This window comes from Aestuariibaculum suncheonense (assembly GCF_014596935.1).
GTDB classification, from domain to species: Bacteria; Bacteroidota; Bacteroidia; order Flavobacteriales; family Flavobacteriaceae; genus Aestuariibaculum; species Aestuariibaculum suncheonense.
Map to the genome: position 1 here is coordinate 70,985 of NZ_JACVXC010000004.1, position 19,176 is coordinate 90,160.

The 19,176-nt window shown below is 36.3% G+C and carries 12 protein-coding genes; 5 read left to right on the forward strand and 7 right to left on the reverse strand.

Translation table 11 applies throughout. The features are described 5' to 3' along the window. Positions 1-71: 71 nt before the first annotated feature. Entirely contained in the window at positions 72-2,051 is a 1,980-nt protein-coding gene (locus ICJ84_RS11375; RefSeq protein WP_241748748.1) for an adenylate/guanylate cyclase domain-containing protein, read from the reverse strand. A 6-nt stretch (positions 2,052-2,057) separates the two neighbouring features. Then, positions 2,058-6,764, reverse strand: coding sequence for a S8 family peptidase (locus tag ICJ84_RS11380; RefSeq protein WP_188216535.1), 4,707 nt, complete (start codon positions 6,762-6,764; stop codon positions 2,058-2,060). Between the two features lie 479 nt (positions 6,765-7,243). Between ICJ84_RS11380 and ICJ84_RS11385 the strand changes: the two genes are divergently transcribed. The 5 genes from ICJ84_RS11385 (at position 7,244) to ICJ84_RS11405 (ending at position 12,444) form a co-directional block, all read left to right on the forward strand. After that, positions 7,244-8,134, forward strand: a complete 891-nt coding sequence (locus ICJ84_RS11385) for a YitT family protein (protein WP_188216536.1) — start codon at positions 7,244-7,246, stop codon at positions 8,132-8,134. Positions 8,135-8,468: 334 nt separating this feature from the next. After that, entirely contained in the window at positions 8,469-8,870 is a 402-nt protein-coding gene (locus ICJ84_RS11390) for a DUF2541 domain-containing protein (RefSeq protein ID WP_188216537.1), read from the forward strand. 140 nt (positions 8,871-9,010) lie between these two features. After that, positions 9,011-9,733: a DUF2092 domain-containing protein gene (locus ICJ84_RS11395; RefSeq protein ID WP_188216538.1), complete on the forward strand. Its 723-nt coding sequence runs from the start codon at positions 9,011-9,013 to the stop codon at positions 9,731-9,733. 17 nt (positions 9,734-9,750) lie between these two features. After that, positions 9,751-10,812 (forward strand): DUF6515 family protein, encoded by a 1,062-nt coding sequence (locus tag ICJ84_RS11400; protein WP_188216539.1) that lies wholly within the window; start codon positions 9,751-9,753, stop codon positions 10,810-10,812. Between the two features lie 381 nt (positions 10,813-11,193). Next, positions 11,194-12,444 carry a glycoside hydrolase family 27 protein gene (locus ICJ84_RS11405; protein ID WP_188216540.1) on the forward strand — a complete coding sequence of 417 codons (1,251 nt, stop codon included), beginning with the start codon at positions 11,194-11,196 and terminating at the stop codon, positions 12,442-12,444. A gap of 70 nt (positions 12,445-12,514) precedes the next feature. Here the strand turns inward: ICJ84_RS11405 and ICJ84_RS11410 are convergent, their stop codons facing one another. From ICJ84_RS11410 to ICJ84_RS11430, 5 genes are all read right to left on the reverse strand, one after another. Then, complete coding sequence (locus ICJ84_RS11410) at positions 12,515-13,534, reverse strand: zinc-dependent alcohol dehydrogenase (protein ID WP_188216541.1); 1,020 nt, start codon at positions 13,532-13,534, stop codon at positions 12,515-12,517. A 159-nt stretch (positions 13,535-13,693) separates the two neighbouring features. Then, complete coding sequence (locus tag ICJ84_RS11415) at positions 13,694-14,134, reverse strand: heavy-metal-associated domain-containing protein (RefSeq protein ID WP_188216542.1); 441 nt, start codon at positions 14,132-14,134, stop codon at positions 13,694-13,696. A gap of 110 nt (positions 14,135-14,244) precedes the next feature. Beyond that, a complete protein-coding gene (locus ICJ84_RS11420) occupies positions 14,245-15,966 on the reverse strand; it encodes an efflux RND transporter periplasmic adaptor subunit (protein ID WP_188216543.1) in 1,722 nt (573 codons plus the stop codon). Positions 15,967-16,039: 73 nt separating this feature from the next. Next, positions 16,040-18,538, reverse strand: a complete 2,499-nt coding sequence (locus tag ICJ84_RS11425) for a heavy metal translocating P-type ATPase (protein ID WP_188216544.1) — start codon at positions 18,536-18,538, stop codon at positions 16,040-16,042. A gap of 78 nt (positions 18,539-18,616) precedes the next feature. Further along, complete coding sequence (locus tag ICJ84_RS11430; RefSeq protein ID WP_188216545.1) at positions 18,617-19,174, reverse strand: helix-turn-helix domain-containing protein; 558 nt, start codon at positions 19,172-19,174, stop codon at positions 18,617-18,619. Positions 19,175-19,176 lie beyond the last annotated feature (2 nt).

Genomic DNA, 19,176 nt, shown 5'->3' on the forward strand with positions numbered 1-19,176 from the left:
GCTTTTCACGAATCGTCTGGTTCAACAAATGTTGAATTATAATATTTTTCCTATTAAATATAGTGATTTTTTTAAACAGCTGTCTTTTTCAATTGAAGTCGATCTAAAAATTCCTGATCTTTTATTCCGTTTACAAAATACATTTTCATCATACCCCGGTTTTTAACTTCTATCTCACCGCGATATTTACAATCGAACACATCTTTTACAATATCATATGTGTTTTCAGAAATATTAATTCTGCCCGGATCTGAAAGCGTTTCCATTCTGGACGCCACATTTACCGTATCGCCCCAGATATCGTAAGCAAATTTATGAATCCCAACCACCCCTGCCACTATGGGTCCGGTATTTACACCAATACGAATATCGAAAGTGGTAACATGCTCTCCGGCATTACGTTTTGTTTCTTCTATAAACTGAGCTATTTCAAAAGCTGCTAAAATAATTTTAAACGGGTGATCAGTTGTTGGGAAAGGCAATCCTCCGGCACACATATAGGCATCTCCAATGGTTTTTATTTTTTCAATGCCATATTTTTCCATGATTTGATCGAATCTTGAAAAATAATAATCAACACTATTTACCAGTTCTTCGGGAGATAAATCTTTAGCAAAATGGGTGAACCCTTTAAAATCTGTAAATAACACGGTGACAGATTCAAATTTCTTAGCCTCTACTTTACCTTTTTCTTTTAGTTCCAAAGCTGTTTCTTCCGGAAGAATATTATGCAATAAATTGTCTGACCGCTTCTTTTCCTGTTCTATAATCAGATTCGTCGCTTTTACGAACTTATAACGTTTGTATAACCCAATAGCTGAAATAAACACAACAAGTATAGTTAGCAAAGACACTAAAATAACACTCTTTTGCCGTTTTTGTTTTAGTAGTTGAATTTCTGATTCTTTCTCTAAAAGTCCGATTTTATCTTCCTTTTTCTTGAGGTCAAAATCAAACTGAAGGCCTCTGATTTTATCATCTGTCGCCAGGTTAAATAAGGAATCTTTTTTTGCCACATACAACTCTTTGTATTGATAGGCCTTTTGAAAATCTTTCAGAAGTGCATAGGCATTAGACAACCCTTTATACACATCTCTTAATTCATCATTAGCTTCTATATTTTTAGCAAGTAATTCGGCTTCTTTATAAGCTTCTATTGACTTTTCTAAATTTTCATATTTATATACGTCTCCCAAAGCTTCCAAAGCCTGAACCACTAAAAGTTGCTGATCGTTAGATTTCGCTACCTCATATGCTTCATTAAGATAGTCAACAGACTTTTGTATTTCATTTTTCTTTAGAAAGACCTTACTGATTTTAATAAGATTATCTGCTCTCGATGTCGCAACATCATTGCTGGACAAGGCTTCCTGATAATAATAAAGTGCCTCATCATAGAGTCCTTTTTTATAATAAACCTCTCCAACTCCCATTAAATAACTAGTTGTAAGTAAAGGGTCCCTGAGTTCCTCCCTGTAATCATTAAATTTATTATAATAATCCAAAGCCTTATCATAACTCCCCATTTCGGCGTATAGTCCACCGACATTTAATAATGCGGATGATATTCGTAGAGGATCTTTTAACTTTTCAGAAATACTCAAAGATCTGAGGTAATAATCTAATGCCCTAACATTATTCCCCTTACTCCAATAAACACCTCCTATGTTATTTACAAGGTTCGCCATACCTGTGGTATCATGAATTTTCTCAAATTCTTTTAATGACTGAGTCCAGGTATCAAGCACCTCTAAATATCTTCCTTGATAATATTGTGTAAGCCCAATATACTTTAAGGCATAGCCCATACCCCTACTATAATCTAAATCTTTAGCTAATTCTGATGCTTTATATGCATAATTATAAGACTCATTTAAGTCTCCCGCATTTAAAACTTCCCAACTTAAAGCATTTAAGGTTTTTACCATTAAAGTATCTCGAACCCCGGTATCAACTATAACTTTTAAACTATCTATTGCTTTATTTTGGGAAAAACCAAAACATGAGTATAGCATTAATAATATAACTAGTATGCTTTGGTTTGAATTCATAAAACACTATTCCTTTAAAATATTATAAGTTCGCACTTCTATTTCGCTCGATATCCTGACAATGTAAAGACCTGTTGGCAATGCAGACATATCGATTTGTTTTGTGGAGAGTGGCTGCTCGAACACTCCTGCATCAATGACTACAAACCCATACATATTAATAACTAAAACTGAGGCATTACTTTCAAAAATATTTTGTTCTATAGTAAGCAGTGTTGAAACCGGATTCGGGTATATGGCATAGGCGCCGTCTAATTTCGCATCGCATTTACCACTTTCACTGGTTGAAGCTGATGACACCGAGCTTTTCTGTGTCCCATCATAGGTTGTTAAACTCCAAACCAACTGCGAACCATCAAACTTAATTTCGAATGTTCCTGCTCCCGGCATAAATACCGTAGGAAGCTCACCACTGTAAGCTGCTCCGGTTAGTTTATTATCCTCGCCTTCATTTACATAAACCGGGTAATCATTATCATTTTCATACCTGTATATCACAGTATATTTTAAATCACCTATTTCATTGGGGTTATAAGCTACACAATCGGCATACGTACGCACTTTTCTGGAACTATCCGAGGGATTAATAAATATATGTGCGGTATTAGCTATAATAGTATAATTCTCAATATCCTCTAATTTTAAGTAATAAGATCCAGGAATATTTGTATCATAAAACTTCGTACCATTATCATCTATAAAATAATATGGTACGCCTTGAGGAAAAACAGAACTTTCAGTATCGTCGGCGACAAATCCGCTAAACTCAAAAGTTAGATCTGGAATAGCTCCCTGAAGAACAACCGAGTCCTCAGGTAAAATAACAACATTAAGTGTTGCCGGCGAAATCGTTAATGTTCCATAAACATCATTATAAGCACTAATAACATTATAATTTTTGGGGTTTCTTACTTTGATTTGATAGTTTCCTAAAGCATTCAGTTCTGAAAGTTCAAATTCCTCATTATCCTTCACAAAATAAAAAGGTACACCATCAGGAAACACCGTTTCTACAGATTCCATAGCGTCTCCTTCAAACGCCCAACCGTCAAACGTGGTTAACGCTAAAAGCATGTTTTCTGTTAGTATATCACCATAAGCTATAGTTAAATTTTCTGTACTAACCTGTAAATCTTTAGGATTGATAATGACATTACCCGCCTCATAAACAATATTAAAATTAGCTGCCATAGCATTTAAAAAGGCTCCCGGATATACATAATGTTTATCATTAACCGTAGGTGTAACATCTATCCCGGTTAACATATTTAAGGCATAAATTTTAGAAATGGCACGCTCATCGTCAGACCCATCTTCCGGAGGTGCATCTTCAGCATCTATTACCGTAAACATTTGAGCATAATCCTTAAACGGATGTTCCGGATCATCTGAATTAACAACTGCCTGAAATTTATTCACAACTGCCTGAAATTTATTTTCAATTCCCAACTCCACATTTCCTGTAAACAAATCTTCGGCATTCACTACTGCTTGAAACTTATTCACAACCGCCTGAAACTTATTAGTTGTTCCGTTATCAAAATCTTCTTTTGCCGATATATAATTAGTTATATTTTCGTTACTAAGGCTAATAATATTCATACCGTTCACTACGGCCTGAAATTTGTTTTGAATGGTACGTTCCGACGCACTCCAACTACCGCCTTCTAAAAAACTCACATCGTAATCGTTAACTACTGCCTGAAATTTATTAACCACAGCTTGAAACTTACTAGGGATACCATCTTTAAAATCAGTGGCATGGGTTTCGTCGATTAATAGTCTAAAGCCATCTTCATCAGACATACCGCTGGGATTAAATTGATAATTAAAATCAATGCTTATAGCATCTCCATAAGTATAGACCACATCTTTAGGCGTGATAACTAAATCCTTCTTCGTGATGGTTAAGTATCCTACTTTACCAATTTCAGCATCCAGATATCCTGAAATAAAATTTACCTGATATTTTTCAGATAACTCCGGAGACATCGCTTCTGCAAACGACGGTTTTATGGCATAATCAAAAACAATAGGATACTCCCCTAATGCTAACTTTTCATCTGCCGCAGAACTTAAAACAACTTCAGGGAAACCTAATGCCGCCATGATTTCCGGATACGACAAACTAGGATCTTGAATATCTTCAAGAGGTAAGCCCTGAACATAGTAAGAAAGGCTAATATCTTGTCCGTATTCAAATACTTCATTATTAGGTACAATATTTATTAGATATTTGCCATCTGGTAAAATTTTAACAGGTTCAGAAAATCCTCCATTTCCTTCAGTTCCAGGTTTAGGTGCGGTATAAATTTTCAATTCAGGATTTCCAGTAAATTCAGGAATAGTTACAACAATCTCGTTTTCTGAAATCTCCTGAATATCGGTAATTTCCTGACCATCAAAATATACTTTTGCTGGATAAGGCTCCTGACTTGGAGATGGAAAGAACTCTCCTATAATGGAAAGTGTTATCGGCTCTACCCCTACATTTCCACTTAATATAGTCAAAGAAGTTATTCTAGCCGTTTGTGCCGCAATACTTTTAAAGGCATTTACCGTATTTAAAAACTGACCGGCACTTCCATCCAAAGCCGTAAAATTAACACCTGTATTTTTAAAAGTTGATAAAGCATCGCTATTAGAATATGTGGAAGCCCCTGCTCCATCAGGATACCAATATGGTAACGCCGACTTTAACAAGGCCATAGCCGCCGCTGCATGAGGTGCCGCTGCCGATGTTCCATAAAAATTAAGTGCCGTGTCTGTATCACAGGTATCACAAGTAGAATCCCGACCAATGGTTGTTGAAGCGGTATTACCGCCATCGGGAGCATACATATCAATTTCCAGATTTACACCATCTTTTAACAGACCGCCATAGCTTGAAAAATATTCCGCAACAGGATTTTCTGCATAACGATAATCTACTGCTCCAACAGTAACAGACTCCGGATTCATCGCATGACCACTAACGGTTGGAGCGCCGTTCCCAAAGTACTCCGGAAACGACAGTCCGTTATCGGTTCCATCATCAGCCGTTGTTCTGAAAGCGATATATCGAAATGGCACATTAGTTGGTCCGTTGGCACTGGTGATTAAAATATTGGCATCTCCTGTACCCGTGGCTCTAAACACAATAATCTCGGTAGGATCGCCATTAACATTCTCCCTGTTATTCCCAACCAACAAACGCCCGGCATCATCAACGATATAAATATCTAAATCATTATCGGCTCCTAACTGATTCTCCTGTGAGGCTAAATCTTCTTTCCATTGCAGTACAATCAAATAAGTTCCGGGAACAACACTTATTTTCTGCAAATAATCTGGAGAACCATCAGTATTCGCTCCAAAAACATGGGCCACTGTTGGTGTTCCGCTAGGTATAAAATTGGTTACCGGAGTAGTTGGCGAACTGTTAAACGTAGCCTGATAAGCCTTATTTGCTAAATTCCCTGCCGAAGTATAATGGAAATTTCCGGGTTCACTTACATATTGCTGAATCTCTTGTGAAATCCTACCCATTCCAAAAAAAGGTTCGGTTATAAAAGTAATATCATCTACAATAATATCACAACCCGCATCTTTTAAAGCATTGAAGCCGACTTCAAACTGTCTGGGTGACGCCGTAGCCGTATGAAATGCCATAGCCGCACCAGGAGCTACATCGTATATAATTTGCATCATGGCACGCCCTTCATCAGACGATTTATATTTATTATCTTCTAAAACTTCAATGCCTTCTGGTAATTCATCATTACCTACATCTAAAGCCGCATATTGTGGTACACCCAAAGCCATATCGTAACTGTCTGACAATACCCCGATTTTAACACCTGTACCATTAACCGGTAAAATGGTTCCGTCACTTTGAATAATTCTAAACGATTGTCGCACCAAATTTGATGTTTGAGCCGCATCACCCTGAGTCACAATCCGCTCCCCCTCCTGAAAACCTGCAGAATTATTATATGCCGGAAAAGCAGGTCTGGCAAAGTTTATAATATCTCCATAATTATTTAAGGCACATAAATCTGCCGGATTGAAAAACACGTCAATCGCTGCTAGATTCAAAAATTCGGGAATATCTAATAAAAAGTCTGATGCAGGAATATTAAAAGGCGCTCCTTGTAATAAATTAAGTACCGCCTGCATTTGAAATGCTTTAGGTACAATTTCAACCAGTACTTTTCCTTCTTCAAATTTGAAAATTATATCAGAAGGTGTTTCTCCTGCAACATTATCGCATAAAGCAGACAACTCCTGACCTATAATATCGTAAGATTTACCGTTGTTTCCAATTACAGGAAAAACAATACCATCATCAAGCTCACATTTTGAAGAGTTGGCATTAGCTATAACAGTATGCGAATTTCCGTTGCTAATAATAGTCCACTCTACATAATCATGCGGACCGAACTCTTTTGTGAATACTTTTTCTACCCTTCCTGGCTTAAACCTATTTAAACCTTTGGCTACTTTTTTTCCATTATTGGTTTTTATAATACTGCCCGATTCGTCAATAACAACTTCTTTGTTTGTAGGATTGTAGTAACTAAACGTTGCCTGATAAAGGCCATTGGTTAAATCTTTAACACATTCAACAACAGGTGTTATATCTTTATTCTTTTGCGCAAAGGCCGAAAATGAAATAAAAAAAACTATGAGGCAACTTAAAATGAAATCCTGAGGTAAGTATTTTTTTTTCATAAAGCAAAGATTTACAGTTAAACCACTTTAAACGATTGCTTAATCGTAAAAAATGATCAAAAAAATAATAATGATAAGCGTACTTAAAACTATTAAACCATAATTCTTTAAGGAGGTTGAGAGAGACCCGAAGAGCCACGTAAATTTACTACAAATAATTGATTGTTAAGAATTTAATCCAACATTTAACAATTACACATTCTTTATGTTAATTATTTATGTTATTATTATTTTACATTTAATTTATTTGCATATTACTCAAAATAAACCAAACAACCTGTATATCAACAAATTAAAAACACAAATAGAAGTCTTAAATTCAGGAGTTAAATGACATATACCATTTTAGTATTTTTTAAACAATACATTTATTATGTATTTTTTTACGTATCTTAGACTAACCTCAACCAACTCCATAACAACCTCTTTTCGAATTAATTAGTAGCAATCTATTAGTTTCATTATTTAATTTAATGTTTATGAGTCATGTTAATTCTGAAGAGCTAAACTTCAAAACCGTTTTTTCAATCAAATCCTTATCCCTAACAATTATAGGTGTTTGTTTTGCAGTAATCGCCATAAAAGGCTTTATGATTCCGAATCATTTTCTTGATGGTGGCCTGCTGGGTATATCCATTTTAATTCATGAATTTTACCATATTAGCGTCAGCATTCCTCTGGTTATTCTTAACCTGCCTTTTATATACATTGGCTATTTAAAAATCAGCAGAAACTTTGCAGCCAGCTCACTGATAGCCGTTATTCTTCTTGGTGCCATGATGCACTTTCTGCCCGTACCAGAAGTGACCAACGATCACTTTTTAACTGCCATCTTCGGAGGGGTTTTTGTAGGTTTAGGTATTGGCTTTGTTATTAGAAGTGGCGGCGTCATTGACGGCCTGGAAGTTATTGCAGCTTACACCAACAAAAATATTGGCTTCTCTACTGCCGAAATTATCATGACCATTAATACCTGTTTATTTTTAATTATTGCATTTTATCTGGGCATCGAGAAAGCCATGTATTCCATTGTTACGTTTTACACCGCTTTAAAAACATCAGATTATGTGGTAGATGGGTTTGAAAAACTCATTTCCCTAACCATTATTTCTCCTAACTCCGAAATGGTAAAATCGCTTATCGTGAACGATTTTAAAAAGGCCGTAACCGTGTATAAGGGCGAACGCGGTAATTTACCTGGCTCGTATGGTGTAAAACAGGATTGCGATATTATTGTAGCCGTCGTTACCCGACTTGAAGTGCATAAAATAAAAAAAGCCATTAGCCGTACAGACCCTAAAGCCTTTATGTATGTGCAAAATATTAACGAAGTTGGTGGTGGTATTGTTAGCAAACGTAGTAATCATTAACACCTTAAAACAACCTCATTAATTAAAAAAATAACGCTAGAGGTTCTCCTCTTTTCTTGTTCGGCTTTTGTTCGAGTTTGGTTCGAGACTTGTTTTGCTCTAAAAAGGGGATCATTTTCATGTGTTTTATCAAAAAGTATCGCTAGAGGAACAAAACCCGAGTCAAACTATTCTCACACAAACAATAAAACACTGAGCGATAAAAACTTGAAGATAAATAGCTTTTAGATAACTTTATACTTTAACTAAATATTAAAATTTTAAATCATGTAAGAAAAAGTGAAGATAATTCACTAAATTTAAGACAGATAATGTTCAACCTAAACCTTTTACAATGAAATATTTATTTATACTATGCTTTTTACTTTCTGTTTCTACACAAGCTCAAAACGACAACTGGAAAAAATTAGCAGAAAAAACTGTAGCCTTTAAAAATGAAAAAGACAAAGTATCTTTAGTAGGGGCAGAAAAAGATATTACTAAAGTAAAACTAACCTGTACTCAGGGCACACTGGAACTTAAAAGTATTACCATTGTTATGGAAAATGGTGAGAAAAAAACATATGATGCCAAAGGTCTTGGTGTACTAACCAACGGTATGTCTTCAGTACCTTATGCAGTACCTAGCAAGGGAGACAAAGTAAAATACCTGGAAATGGAATACGATACCAAAGGCAAAGTTATATTAACCAAAAGAGCTAAAGTTGAAATCTGGGGTAAAAAAGGAAAAGACTAGATCGTAAATAAATAAAAGTCGGATTTTACACGTAGAATCCGACTTTTATTTTTCTCATATCTTCTAAAGTTATTGTACAGTAACTGTCTTTTTAACATCTGGTTAATTAGCTTATCATTTTCATTATAACATACTTCTTTATGAAAAAATTCCTAACCCTTTTAAGCCTGTTTACTTTTCTTGTCTCTCAGGCCCAAACCAAAAGCATAGATTCCACCGCCATATACATACTCGATAAAATGGCTGACATTATTGGCAGTCTGGAATCGGTTAAATTTAACATTAGTACCGCTGCAGATAAATTAGACGAGGATGGTAATTTAAGTACCTATTATGCTAAAAGCAGCATTGCTATGACCGGCCCGAATAAATTCACCTCAACAACAAAAGGAGACTCTGGTAACTATGGTTATTGGTACAATGGTGAATATGTTTCGTATTACTCGCTAGATGAAAACAATTACGTGACTTTAGAAGCTCCCGAAACCATATTAACCATGATTGACTCGATGCACATGGCGTTTGATTTTAAGTTCCCTGCTGCCGATTTTTTCTATCCGTCATTCACCGATGATCTCATAGAAGAATTCAACACAATTGCTTACAAGGGACAACGCAGCATTGACGGTGAAACATGTTTTTACATCACAGCTACCGGTGAATATAAATATATACAACTATGGATTTCCAGTAATGCCACTGTTTTACCTAAACGCTTGATTATTATTTATAAAAACGAAGGCCACTTACAGTTTGAAACCAGTTTTAGCAACTGGGAATTAAATCCGAACATTCCGGAAGCTATTTACAATTTCACTCCGCCACCTCACGCTTCTCTAATAAGTATTCTGGCAAAATCCTAACCGTAACACACATAACTATGAAACTTATAGTACATCATATAAAATACTTTTCAGCAACAGCCTTAATAGTTATTTTAAGTTTAGGCGCTACCGAGAACTTGTTCGCCCAACGCTTAGGACATCGAGCTTCCAGAGGTGGTAATGCAACTATGGCTCATAAGCCAATATCACGTCCTGTAAGCAGACCAACCACAAACCGAGGTGGTTCGATAAATGGAGGGCATCAAAAAGTTATCTCCAGAAACAACCTACCCAATAGAAACACAAATAACAAAACCACAATTAATCGCAATAAACCCACTATTAATAGCAACAATAAACAAGTTATTAACAGAAATAAACCCACCATTAGCAACAATAAAGGCAAGCAGGTGATAAACAGAAATAAAAACACCTCTAATATTAAAACCATAAACCGTAGACCTGGCAATACAGGTGGTGGTCGCAATAACATTAATATCAACAACAGTCATAACAATATAAACATAAATGTTAATAACAGAAACCACAACCATAGACACACCTATGTAAGGCATAGCCATAGACATTATTCCAGACCACCTTATATTTTTGGAGGCTTCCGATTCTATTGTCATCGTCCATATTACTACCATCCTTACCGTCCATACTATTGGGGGCCACACTGGCATCCATGGGGTTATTTTGTAAGCACGTTGGCTACTACCGCCATTATTGTTGCCATTGTAGACGACAATAACGATAAAGAAGAATACCATTACGACAACGGCACCTATTACCTGAAAACCGAAGACGGTTTCGAAGCAGTTCAGGCCCCCGTAGGCGCACAGGTTCCTTCTATTCCTCCAGAAGCAGAAAAAGTAACTGTTAATGAAACCAATAACTATTATTACGGCGGCGCTTTTTATGAACAAAATGCCGATGGTTACATCGTGGTACCCGCTACAGCTGGTACTATTGTACCAAACCTACCTGAAGGTGGCGAAGAGGTTAAAATTGGAGACCAGACTTTTGTTCAGTTTGGAGAAACGTATTACCAACCTATTCAAGTAGACGGTAAAAACATGTACGAAATCGTAGATGTACTTGAAGATGAATAAAATACTCCAAGCAAATGTTGAAATATGAGTCTTTCAAACAATTTAACTTAAAATGGATAATCTTACGTGATTAATTCTATACCGAGATTAATCTCAAAACATATTATTTTTAACGCATGCATTTGAATTAAGAAAATTTCATCACTAACAGCATAAAAAACACCACATACCATTGGTTCGGTTGTTGCTTTCCGAACCATTGGATATGTCCTAGTCTTTTGGAATTGATAGTAATAACAAAAAAAACTAACTGTATTCTATAAAACAATCTTTATATTCTATTTTCTTTATTAGTCTTAGTGGTTTTATTAGATTTAGGAACTCTAAAAAGTCAAACAACTCAACGCAACCAAATCAATTATTAATCCAATTAATTAAAGCATGAAATTAAGACAATTAGGGGTATTTGTCCTCTTATCTGGTTTTTTAGCAGCATCATGCAAAACCCCACAAACGTCAAAACCTGAAACACATAATAACACATTACATCCACCCCTAATGGGCTGGGCATCTTGGAACAATTACAGGGTAAACATTAATGAAGACATTATAAAAGGTCAGGCTGATGCTTTAGTTAACTCAAAACTAAACGAATTTGGTTATAACTATTTAAACATTGACGATGGTTATTTTGGCGGAAGAGATGAAAACGGAAATATAATATCTCACAAAACGCGATTTCCGAGAGGCATGAAAGATATGGCTGATTATATCCATGCTAAAGGACTTAAAGCCGGAATATATTCTGATGCAGGTATCAATACATGCGCCTCTTACTGGGACAAAGACACTATTGGTGTTGGCATGGGGCTTTACGGTCATGACAAGCAGGATTTAAACCTATTTCTGAAAGAATGGGGCTTCGACTTTATAAAAATAGACTGGTGTGGTGGCGAATGGCTTGGTCTAGATGAAGAAACACGATATACCGAAATTGGCAAACTCGCCAGAAACATAAAACCGTCAGTAATTTACAATGTGTGTCGTTGGGAATTCCCGGGAAAATGGGTAACCCAAATTGCCAACTCCTGGAGAATAAATGGTGATTTAGCGGACACCTTTGAGTCAGCTTTAAAAACCATTGATGCCAATGCCGATTTGTGGCCTTATAGTTCCTACGGACATTATAACGACATGGATATGCTGCAAGTAGGACGCGGCATGACTTATGAAGAAGACAAAACCCAATTCTCGATGTGGTGTTTAATGCACTCACCCCTGCTTTTGGGAAATGACTTAACAACATTAACAAAGGAGACTAAAGAGATTATTACTAATCAAGAATTAATTGCTCTTAACCAAAGTAAATATGTTTACCAAGCCAGAAGACTTGTAGATTATGGAGAATTGGAAGTTTGGGGTAAACCAGTTAATTCATCAATAAGTGGTATTGTTGCCGTGGCTCTATTAAATCGAACTGAAGAAGCTCAAAATATTAGATTCGATTTAAAATCTGTTGGAATAGATGCTTCAAAAGGCTATAAAACCAAAGATTTATGGAGTAAAGAAATAACACCAACATCAAATAATAGCGAAATAACTAAATCTGTTCCTGCGCATGGCGTGGTTGTTTTAAAAATTACAGGAACCTCAATTCCTTACAACGTATTTCAATACAAAGACAAGAAATAGTTTTTTAAGAATTCAATAAATAAAAAAGGCTTGGTTAAACCAAGCCTTTTTTATATCTCATAACTGAATATTAATTGCAATTAACAACTACTTTTACCGATTGATTACTGTCTGCCTGAACCTCAAAAGCCTTTGGTAATTCATCTAACGGAAAACGGTGTGTGATAATTGGTGTCACATCCACTTTACCACTTTCAACTAAATCAATCGCTTCAGCAAAATCTTCATCGGTATAAAATAAAGAACCTTGCACATTCAAACGTTTGTAAACAACTAAATTAGGATTTAATGTTGTTTCTTTACTATAAATGGCTAGAACCGTCATTTTCCCATCCGGCGCTAATAATTCTAAACATTGCGTAAATAAGGCACTAACTCCTGTACACTCAAACACAGCTGTTAAGTTTGGTAATTTCCCTGAATAATCAAGCGCATTAACCTCACCATATTGTGAAACAATAAAGTCTTTTAAATCGCCATCTTTAGAAGGGTTAAAGGTAAATTTAGCTCCTAAAGTTTTGGCAAGCTCCAAACGCTTTTCACTAATATCGGTAGCGATAATGTTCTCTACACCCTTACTTTTTAAAGCCGCAATAGTTACCAAACCAATTGTTCCGCAACCTGACACCAAAACGTTATCTGAAGCTGTTAAATGGGTTTTATTAATCGCTGCCAAACCAACTGTTAAAGGCTCTAACAACGCGCCCTTATCACTGGTAATGTTATCAGAAATCTTAAGAATATTTTTCCCTAAAACTGCCTGATCTACTTTCACCTGTTTGGCAAATCCACCAGCAGCTAAGCCTAAACCAATACCATTATACATAGGATTAACGACTACACGATCACCAACTTTTAGGTTTTCTACAGCTTTCCCAACAGCAATCAATTCACCACAAAACTCGTGTCCTAAAACAGAACCTGCGGGCACTAACGCTTCATGGTAAATATGTAAATCTGTACCACAAATACCTGTTGCTTCAACCTTAAGAATAACGCTATCGTCCGTTAAATTTGGTAATTCTCTTTCTTCTACCTGTATCTCATGGATTCCCTTAAATACACCTGATGGATTACTTTCTTTTATCATGTTATCAACTATTTCTCTAATTCAAATTATTATATTCGTAAAGATACAATCTTTATCCCTCAACATAATAAGCATTTAACAAAATACAACATTGTAAAATGCAAATTTAACAACTGATTAAGAAAATCAGATCCAGGAAATTTTCTCTTAATTTACGTTTTACATATGATGCTCATCATGAGCCTCAGCTTTATGCTCTCCAGACTGATTCATTTCCATAGTATGATCGTACTGGCAACATCCCGGTAAATTTTTGTAAGCATCTTCACTTCCTGCTACTTTCTCTGTATCGTAACCTGAAGCTGCGATGGCTTTATGAATGGCCATTGCATCGGTTTTTGAACCATCGAAAGCGACATCGATTTTCTTTTTATTCACGTCCCAATTTGCTTGAGCTACGCCTTCAACGGCATTGGCTGCTTTCTCAATGGTACTTTTACACATTCCGCAATTACCACGAACACCAAAAGACATTTCGGTTAAAGCTACCTCACCTGTGATTTCTGTTTGTGTTGATTCTACTTCATTTTTAGCTTCATTCTTACAACTTACTAAACCTAACGCGGCAACTATTGCCACACTTAAAATTACTTTTTTCATCTGTTAATGTATTATTGATTTATAATTGTGATATGAAATGCCCTAATTTTTAAATCTGTCAATTTTATACTTATTATTAAACGGCATTTCATGATTTTTAATGTATTTGATTATTCTATAATTTGTTTGACCTCCCCACAAGACAACATAGCATCGCCGAAATAAGGATTCAATATTTTCTCTTCCTTGCTTAACCAATATGCCCCGTTATTATCATTTGCCATAGGACAAAATTCTAAAAATACTTTCTCGTTGATTCCAAAGGATTGTATTGCTGCGATTAATGCATCCGATAATCCTTTAAAATACTGCCTTTGTTCGTCAATTTTAGAAGACTTTAAAATAGACGCCGTATGGCTTTCTATCGTCTTTAACTGAGTCATCCAACGCATATGAGCTTCATTTTCTTTTAAAAGTTTCATATCCACTTTCATCAGACTTTTTCCTATGCTTTGAGATGCCTCTGAAGCCTTTTCTGAATTTCCGACTACCAATGCGTCTTTTAAAACAATATATTGATTATACACAAACTTTAGCTGCTCTTGAAAATCCTTAGACACCGTTAACCTGTTCGTTTCCTGTTGATCTGATTCGGCTATCATTTCTTTTGGCTGATTCATCATCGATTTTTTACCCTGCAACTGTGCGGCAGCATCAACAGTAAAGGTCCCGTTAGTAACAATTTCATCGCCTGAATTTAATCCGTCTAACACTTCATAAGTTTCTCCTAATCGGTTGCCTAAAGTAACCTCTCGCATTTCAAAAACAGATGAGGTTTTACTTGCTTTCAAATACACAACCGAACGCTCTCCCGTCCACATAACAGCAGTAGTAGGAACAGTTAATACTTCCCTATGCTGCTCTTTTCCTCCTTTAACTTCTGCTTGAATAAACATACCTGGTTTAAACTCCCTATTTCCATTTTTAAGTACCACACGTAAACTTACGGTTCTGGTATTCGTATTTAATACAGGATCTATAAAATCGACCTTACCACTAAACACTTTCCCTGGATATGCTTTTGCTGTAACCTCAATATCCTGTCCCTTTTTAAATTGTGATATCTGATTTTCATATACGTCGAAATTAGCCCAAACAGTTCCTAAATCGGCTATTTTTAATAGGGGCTGACCTTGCTTTATATAATCGCCCTGATTTACCATTTTTTGGGTTACCACACCTGAAACAGTTGCATAGACAGGAAGATTTTCCTTTACTTTCCCAGTACTTTCAATCTGATTAATTTGACTGTCTGAAAGCTTCCAAAGTTTCAATTTACTTCTTACGGCTTGATACAATTCCGGTTGCGATTCCTTTAATGAAGCAGCGGTTAATAATTCTTGCTGAGCAGCATACAATTCCGGCGAATATACAGTAGCTAACAATTGGCCTTTACGAACATCCTCACCAGTAAAACTCACGTTTAGATGCTCTAAGCGGCCAGCAACATAACTTACCTGAACAGCATTTGCACTTTCGTTCTCTGCTATTTTACCTGACAATAAAATTCCATTTGATTCTGCCGCAGCGGAACCTAATATTGTGGTTTGAATATTAGCTAAAGCCACAGCATTTTCAGTTAGCTTAAACTGATCAGCTGTCAATCCTTCAGCTCCTGCTTCTGCAGGAATTAAATCCATCCCACAAATAGGACAGTCTCCAGGTTCAGGCTGCATGATTTGTGGGTGCATCGAGCAGGTCCACATTGTTGACACTGAAGCCTCTGATTCATGGTTATGCTCCAGTTCCTGAGACGATGATCCTCCGAACAACACCCATCCCAATAAAAGACCAACACCTAAAATGACTACGTAAATGATATATTTTTTCATGTGTTTATTATATTTTTTATCAATCGTAACATATAACCTTTGATGATTATTTTAACCACGCCGGTTTCATTGTTTATATTTTAACTTTTCTTAATCTTAATGCATTCGTAATTACTGATACCGAACTAAAACTCATAGCTAAAGCCGCAATCATTGGTGATAACAAAACGCCGAAAAACGGAAATAACACACCTGCAGCCACTGGTACGCCAAGCGTATTATAAATTAGAGCAAAAAACAGATTTTGTTTAATGTTTTTCATCACCACATGACTTAAATGGCGTGCCTTTACGATACCTTGTAAATCTCCTTTCACCAGAGTTATCATAGCACTTTCAATAGCTACATCGGTTCCGGTACCCATGGCAATACCCACGTTACTTTTTGCTAAAGCAGGAGCATCGTTAATGCCATCGCCAGCTACTGCTACAACCTTACCTTCTTTTTGAAGCTGCTCAACTTCTTTTAATTTATCTTCCGGTAACATACCAGCTTTAAATTCAGCTAGATTTAACTCTGAAGCCACAGCCTGAGCCGTATCGTGATTATCGCCAGTGAGCATAATCACATCAATGCCTTTGCTTTGTAGTTCCTTAATAGCTGCTTTACTAGTTTCCTTAATTTTATCGCCAATAACCACATAACCCACAACCTCATTTTCAACAGCCAGATAGGAAACCGTTTTTCCTTTTTTCTGATAGTTTTTAACTTCTTCTTCCATTTGAGAATTGATACTTACCTGCACATATTCCATCATTTTAGGATTTCCTAAAGCTACTTTTACACCCTCAACACGAGCTTCAACTCCTTTTCCGGTAACGGCGTTAAATCGCTCTGATTTTAGAATTCTAGTATCTTGGGCTTTACCATATTTAACGGTTGCTTCTGCCAAAGGGTGCTCACTATTTGTATTTAATGATACGATGTATTGTAAAACCTTCTCTTCAGTTAGGGTTTCATTAAAAACTCCTATTTTCTCAACGCTAGGTTTACCTTCCGTTATGGTTCCGGTTTTATCGATAATTAAAGCATCAACTTTATCCATAAGCTCTAAAGCTTCAGCATTTTTTATAAGTACACCATATTGTGCGCCACGACCAACACCAACCATAACCGACATAGGTGTTGCTAATCCTAAAGCACAAGGACAAGCGATGATTAACACAGCGATGGCATTAACCAAAGCAAAAACATAAGCTGGTTCTGGTCCCCAAATGGCCCAAACGATAAATGTGATTATTGAAATAATAACCACAATAGGCACAAAATAGGCAGATACTTTATCGGCTAAATTTTGAATTGGCGCGCGACTTCTGCTAGCATCATTTACCATATGAATGATTTGTGATAACAACGTATCGCTACCAACTTTTTCTGCTTTCATTAAAAAGGTCTGATTGCCATTAATCGTTCCGCTGCTAACCTTATCTCCTTCCTGTTTATCCACTGGTACAGGTTCTCCTGTTATCATGGATTCGTCAACACTCGAACTTCCTCTAACCAAAACCCCATCTACCGGAATTTTATCACCGGGTTTCACTTTTAGAATATCATTAATTTCAATGCTATCGATACCTACTTCAACTTCTTCCCCATTAACTATTTTAATAGCCTTATTAGGCGCTAATTTCAATAATTCTTTAACTGCGGAATTCGTTTTACTATGTGCTCGAGCTTCTAATAACTGCCCTAAAAGCACCAAGGTTAAAATAACGGTTGCCGCCTCAAAATATACATGTACCGCTCCCGATTCGGTTTTAAATTGCTCAGGAAACATATCTGGAAACAGCATGCCTACCACACTAAATACCCAAGCCACTCCAGCCCCTATACCGATTAATGTAAACATGTTTAGATTCCAGGTTTTTATACTGCGGTAAGCACGTTCGAAAAACATCCATGCCGCATAAAACACTACCGGAATAGACAATACAAACTGCACCATATTCCAGTATTTTTGCTCCATAATGTCGTATAACGGATTATTATGAAGCATCTCGCTCATCGCAATTAGGAATATTGGCAAAGTAAACGCCGTGGCTATCCAAAACTTTTTCAATAACGATTTATAGGTTTTCTCCTCAGCCGATGCTTCTGGCTTAAGTGGTACGAGATCCATCCCACAAATAGGACAAGATCCGGCTTCGTCTTTTACAATTTCAGGATGCATGGGACAGGTCCACTGCTCTGAACTGGGTGCTGATAAATTTTGCTCTTCAACCAAATCCATTCCACAAACCGGACAATCTCCCGGTTTATCATATGTTTTATCACCTTCGCAATGCATCGGACAATAAAACACCCCTGTACCTTTTCCTTTTGGCTTCTCTTTCTTTTTTGGTTCCTCATGATGGTGATGTCCTGGCGTGTGAATACTATACCTTCCGCCATCATCTTTTAAAGCTTGCTGAAACCTTTCAATAGGAATCTGCTTTTCCATTTTTATCTCTGCTTCCGCTTTAGCTAAATCGACTGTTACATTAGTAACGCCTTCTACTTTAGCTAGCGTGCTTTCAACATGCCCTCGACAGCCATTACAAGTCATCCCATGTATGTGATATGTATGTTTCATTGTCTTTTCTTTTTAAAATCTACCATTTCAAAATTACCTCAACCTTAAAATTTCGGTTTTCCTAATTATGGTTAATTTTTATACAATTTGGTCTATCGATTTCCTTTCCCAGTTCTGAAGGACTTTATAATCAGTCATCGACATGCCTGTCACACTCTTAAATTGTTTAGCCAAATGGCTACTGTTTTTATAATTTAGACTATAAGCGATTTCTGAAAAATTAAGCTGTTGTAATTGAATATACTCTTTAACCTTTTCTATCTTTAAATTTATCAGATATTTTTCAAGCGTCATACCTTCATGCTTACTAAAGGTTTTACTCAACGCCGAATAATTCTTTCCAAGTTTTTTTGCAACTTCCGAAAGGATAAAATCGGCATCCCCTTTTTCAACCGTCTCTATTAAAGCTATTTTAACCTGCTCTACCATCGCCTCGGTTGTTTCTTTTATAAGTTCAAAACCTAATTCATTTAACTCAATTTCTAAATTAGTATAATCATAGTTTTCTCTTTCAGCGACGACTACCCGACCCAATTCAACAGACTGCACCTTGAACCCCAGATCTTTCAATACTTGTAAAACCGTCATTTTACAACGCGCACAAACCATATTTTTTATTAACAACGTATGCGACATAA